A 227-nucleotide genomic window follows, 5' to 3' on the forward strand; every position below is an offset into this window, starting at 1 on the left:
ATACCACACCTCACAACAATGCTCTAACTGCGGCGAAATTGTCCCCAAATCACTTGCTGTTCGTGTCCATCAATGTTCTTGCGGGTACATCGCAGATCGGGACGAAAATGCAGCCATTAACATATTGAAACTAGCTTTGCAAAACGTATCCTAGCTGCACCGATGTAATCAGGCCAGGAACTGGCCTTCAAGGAGGGACGAGGTTACGAGTCCCGATGATTTGAGAA

1 protein-coding gene is annotated in these 227 nt (G+C 47.6%); it reads left to right on the forward strand.

Annotated elements, in window-relative coordinates; genetic code table 11:
- Positions 1-154, forward strand: a 154-nt coding sequence (locus tag CHH91_RS19335; RefSeq protein ID WP_141234267.1) for a zinc ribbon domain-containing protein, incomplete at its 5' end; no start/stop codon positions are given.
- Between the last annotated feature and the right edge of the window lie 73 nt (positions 155-227).

This window comes from Virgibacillus sp. 7505 (assembly GCF_002272135.1).
In the GTDB taxonomy this organism is placed as follows: Bacteria; Bacillota; Bacilli; order Bacillales; family Amphibacillaceae; genus Terribacillus.